The following is a 4,776-nucleotide window of genomic DNA, read 5'->3' as shown; positions in this document are numbered from 1 at the left end:
TCTGTGATTTAAGTGGTGGGAGCATGTCACTACCGATGTTTTTGAGAATGTTTTATTTATCTGAATTATATCATATGGAAAAATATGTGTTTGTTTTGTTCATGAATCATCTGTTTTTGCCTGCAAATTTTTATCATTGGATAGAGAAAAACAGAGAGAACCGTAATTGATGGACAGATATGACGGAATTGGCGGACAAAATTGCACAGAATCGAAAATGTGTGTCATAATATAAACATGAAAATAAAATAAATAAGAGAATATAGATGGAGAAGATAGTATCATAGATGTATGATGGCGGTGAATTAAATTATGAAAATAACATTAAAGAAATGTTTAGCGGCTTTAGGAATGGTCGGATTGTGTGTGTGGTTAATTGGTTGTGGAAAAAGTGAAGGTCCTGTGGCTGAGAGCACTGTTCCATTGGAACGTGGAGAACACATCATGTACGGAAGTTATCAGGGTGAAGCCATTGAATGGCGTGTCTTGGATAAAAAAGGTGATGAAGTCTTGTTGCTCAGCGAGTATGGTCTGGATGCACAGCCATTTGATACCAGTGGAAAAGAACGTGTCCTTTGGAAAGATTCAACAATCCGGAAATGGTTGAATAACGACTTTTATAACAGTGCATTTTCCGAGAAGGAAAAAGAGTATATCGTGTTATCGTCTTCGGAAGGATTTGAAGAATATAATGAACCAGCGTATCTGACATCAAAAAAGCCGTATGGGCATCTGGAACGGGAGACAGAGGATAAGTTGTTTTTCCTGAGCTATACGGAGTTAGTTGCGTATTTTGCAGAAGATCCTTATGGGGGATATTATTCGGATCATTATAGCCACAGTGAGATTTTATGCTATCCAACCGAATATGCGAAGCAGAATCTGAAACCTTTGTATAAGTCGGATGCCTGCAACTGGTGGTTGTGCAATCCACAATTTGATACAGGAGAGGGAGATCTTTTGTCAAAGCAAGTTGAGATGGTTTCGTCTTTCGGAGAGTGGGAGACAGCATCAATGATGAATACCAGACGGAATGCAGTCCGTCCGGCAATGTGGGTGACCTGGCAGAGTGATATGAAAGTAATTGACTCAGAGTAATTAGTTTGCAACCTCAATTCCAAGAGATTTGTATTGATAAATTATAAATTTTAATATGGGCAGTGTAGATGGCATGTGATTTACATTTGTATATACCAGGCAAATTAAAAATACTATATCGTTGAATTAAAAGATTTAAAAGAAAAATTGATGGACATATATTGTGAATTGATGGACAAAACCACACAAAGATATAAGTACGTGGCATAATGTGAACAGAAGAAAATATGGGTGGTGTATATGGAAATTTAAGGATATTTTGATAAAAGATGGAGGAAAGGAGGGCAGTATGTATATAAGAGGAAAATTATATCGAGGAATTGTAGTTGCATTATTCATCGGATTATGTACTGGAGTATTCGGCTGTGGCAAAGAAGCAGCAAGTAGCGTTCCATTAGAGCAAGGGGAACACATTATGTACGGAAGTTATCAGGGAGAAGCCATTGAATGCAGAGCGGATGCCCGAAATGGATTCCTTTTTCCATGGACAGACTTGTGCAGAATGCGCGGTAAACCTGTTTAAAAAAGTGAAAGATTATGAAAAATGTTTTTGCATTCAAAATTTTTTGTATGGAATTACATAAAATTCAGAGCAAACTGACGGGAAAGGAAAGCCTGCAGCAGAGTAATATTGACAGATTCCACGAAATGTAAAGGAAATCTTGCAATTGGAACTACCATTTTGGAGAAGAAATGTGAAATGTCCTGATTTGACAAAAAATCAATATCATGCAATAATGCATCCGATGTGGAGAAACTGCATAGAGTGTAATGATGAAATAAAAAATGAAATCGTTACCAATTTTCCATTTTGTATAGGGGTGAGCTCATTATAGAAAGGGTGAATCAATCATGACAGAAAAGAAAATCAAATTAAATGCAACCAATGAAGTACAGGAATTTGTCAATGCAGCATCCAAATGTAATTTTGATATTAACCTGCACTATCAGCGTGCCATCGTAGATGCGAAATCATTTCTTGGCGTTTTAAGTCTTGGACTTTCGAAAATTTTTACGGTATCTTATGGCGGAAACGATGGTAATTTCGAACAGATTCTGAGCAAGTATGCTGCTGCATAGTCAGAATCCACAAATCACTGAAAAAAACAGAGATATATACAGGGTCGTACGATAATCGTACGGCCTTTTTTCTGTTTGCAGTGAAAAAAAACATAAGATGTGTTACACTGATAACAGTTTGCTGAATCGATGATACATAGAAGATTTAGTATAAAGTGTTGAAAAGGCGGATAGCAGTCATTTATGGAGCAGATAGAAACGATTGGAGCGACAGAGCAGCGGGAGCTGACGAGAATACGGATTTCCGTGCGAAATCTGGTGGAATTTATTTTTCGTTCCGGAGATATTGACAATCGTATTGGAAAAGGTGCACAGAAAGAGGCTATGCAGGAAGGCAGCCGGATGCACCGTAAAATCCAGGGACGGATGGGAATGGAATATCGAGCAGAGGTTCCTCTGAAACTGGAAGTGCCGCAGGAGCAGTATGTGCTGGCACTGGAAGGCCGGGCTGATGGTATTATTACAAATGCAGATGGTGTGACTGTTGATGAAATCAAATGCATGTATACCGATGTGACACGTTTTGAGGAACCGATTTTTGTGCACAAGGCACAGGCGATGTGTTATGCGTATATTTATGCATTGCAGAACGGATTGGATCAGATTTCCGTGCAGCTGACCTATTGTGATCTGGATACAGAAGAAATCTGCCGGTTTGAGGAAGCATTTTCTTTTTTCTGGCTGGAGCGATGGTTTCAGGATATGATGGAAGCCTATCGGAAATGGACAGATTTTCAGTTTGCATGGAGAAAAATCCGTCAGACATCCATACAGACACTGGAGTTTCCGTTTCCTTACCGTGAGGGACAGTACAAACTGGTGGGAGATGTATATAGAACCATTCACCGGAAAAAAATATTGTTTATCCAGGCACCTACCGGAACCGGAAAGACGATTTCTACGCTGTTTCCGGCAATCCGTGCTGTTGGGGAAAATCTGGGAGACAAAATATTTTATCTCACGGCAAAGACGATCACACGAACGGTGGCAAAGGATACATGTGACCTTCTGAAAGCAAAGGGTTACCGCGGAAAGGTCATTGTACTGACGGCCAAAGAGAAAATGTGTCCCTGTGAGGAAATGGATTGTAATCCATCCAACTGTCTGCGGGCGAAAGGACATTATGACAGGGTAAACGATGCAGTGTATGATCTGATCACCACAGAGGAGGATTTTACCCGGGAGCGGATGCTGGCGCAGGCGGAAAAATATCAGGTGTGCCCTTTTGAAATGTCACTCGATGCGTCACTGTATGCAGATATCATTATCTGTGATTATAATTATGTGTTTGACCCGAATGTGTATCTGAAGAGGTTCTTTTCCGAGGAAGAAAAAGGTGACTATATTTTTCTGGTGGATGAGGCGCACAATCTGGTGGAGCGCGGTCGGGAGATGTACAGTGCCGTTTTGGTAAAAGAAGAGATTTTGACGGTGAAAAAGCTGGTGCGTGGTAAGGACCGGAAACTGGAAGCAGCTTTGGAAAAATGTAACCGCCAGATGTTGGAATGGAAGCGGGAATGTGAAACATATACGATATATGAGAGCATCGGAGCCTTTGCATTTTCCCTGATGCGTCTGATGTCTCTGCTGGATATTTTTCTGCAGTCGAGAGGGGAGATGCCGGAGCGAAAAGAAGTCACGGAGTTTTATCTGAATTTGCGGCATTTTATGAATATGTTTGAGCGGGTGGATGAAAATTATGTACTGTATTCTGATTTTGATGAAACAGACCGGTTTTGTCTGCACTTGTATTGTGTGAATCCATCCGTAAATCTGCAGGATTGTCTGGAGCGGGGGAAAAGTACGATCTTTTTCTCTGCGACATTGCTTCCTGTGAACTATTATAAAAATCTGTTAAGTTCGAAAAAAGATAATTATGCGGTATACGCGGATTCAGCGTTTCGCGAGGAGCAGCGTCTGCTGTTTATCGGCCGGGATGTCAGTAGCTTGTATACACGACGGACCCTTGGAGAGTTTCATCGCATTGCTTTGTATATCCAACAGGTGTTGCGGGCAAAAAAGGGAAACTATCTGATATTTTTTCCATCTTATCGTTTTATGGAGGATGTGTATGAACAGTTTCTGGCGGTCAATGAGCAGGAAGCAGACTGTATGATGCAAAGCGGAAATATGAATGAGGCAGACCGGGAAGAATTCATACAGGAGTTTTCCAATCCAAGAGGAAAATCCCTGGCGGCATTCTGTGTGCTTGGCGGTATTTTTTCGGAGGGGATCGATCTGAAGGAAGATCTGCTGATCGGTGTTCTGATTGTCGGAACAGGATTGCCACAAATCTGTAACCAGCGTGAAATCCTCAAAGAATACTATCAGGAAGAGAATGGACAGGGATTTGATTATGCCTATCAATATCCGGGGATGAATAAGGTGTTGCAGGCGGCAGGACGTGTGATCCGGACAGCGTCTGACCGGGGGATCATCGGTCTGCTGGATGAACGTTTTCTGCGAAGTGATTACAGGCAGCTTTTCCCAAGGGAGTGGAGTCAGTATGAGGTGCATACGTTGGATAGTCTGCCTGGGGCATTGGAAACCTTCTGGAAAAAATAACTTCTTGTTTGTCTTGTTGTTGGCTGAAATTTA

The 4,776-nt window shown here is 41.2% G+C and carries 4 protein-coding genes; all 4 read left to right on the top strand.

The genetic code is table 11. From position 1 onward, the window contains the following. Positions 1-312 precede the first annotated feature (312 nt). The gene (locus HMPREF0373_RS03105) at positions 313-1,098 is read left to right on the top strand and encodes a DUF6273 domain-containing protein (protein ID WP_021738133.1); all 786 of its coding nucleotides are present in this window, start codon (positions 313-315) and stop codon (positions 1,096-1,098) included. Between the two features lie 289 nt (positions 1,099-1,387). Next, the gene (locus HMPREF0373_RS03100) at positions 1,388-1,621 is read left to right on the top strand and encodes a hypothetical protein (protein WP_044962682.1); all 234 of its coding nucleotides are present in this window, start codon (positions 1,388-1,390) and stop codon (positions 1,619-1,621) included. A gap of 329 nt (positions 1,622-1,950) precedes the next feature. After that, positions 1,951-2,178 carry an HPr family phosphocarrier protein gene (locus HMPREF0373_RS03095; RefSeq protein WP_021738130.1) on the top strand — a complete coding sequence of 76 codons (228 nt, stop codon included), beginning with the start codon at positions 1,951-1,953 and terminating at the stop codon, positions 2,176-2,178. 183 nt (positions 2,179-2,361) lie between these two features. Next, positions 2,362-4,743, top strand: coding sequence for an ATP-dependent DNA helicase (locus tag HMPREF0373_RS03090; protein ID WP_021738129.1), 2,382 nt, complete (start codon positions 2,362-2,364; stop codon positions 4,741-4,743). Positions 4,744-4,776: the final 33 nt, after the last annotated feature.

It is taken from the genome of Eubacterium ramulus ATCC 29099 (assembly GCF_000469345.1).
Taxonomy (GTDB): domain Bacteria; phylum Bacillota; class Clostridia; order Lachnospirales; family Lachnospiraceae; genus Eubacterium_I; species Eubacterium_I ramulus.
This window is presented reverse-complemented; position numbering and strand designations above follow the sequence as displayed.

What these genes read in the sequence shown, in the direction of transcription:
- HMPREF0373_RS03105 (WP_021738133.1), top strand. Translation starts at nt 313, where the DNA reads ATGAAAATAACATTAAAGAAATGTTTAGCGGCTTTAGGAATGGTCGGA.
- HMPREF0373_RS03095 (WP_021738130.1), top strand. Translation starts at nt 1,951, where the DNA reads ATGACAGAAAAGAAAATCAAATTAAATGCAACCAATGAAGTACAGGAA.
- HMPREF0373_RS03100 (WP_044962682.1), top strand. Translation starts at nt 1,388, where the DNA reads ATGTATATAAGAGGAAAATTATATCGAGGAATTGTAGTTGCATTATTC.
- HMPREF0373_RS03090 (WP_021738129.1), top strand. Translation starts at nt 2,362, where the DNA reads ATGGAGCAGATAGAAACGATTGGAGCGACAGAGCAGCGGGAGCTGACG.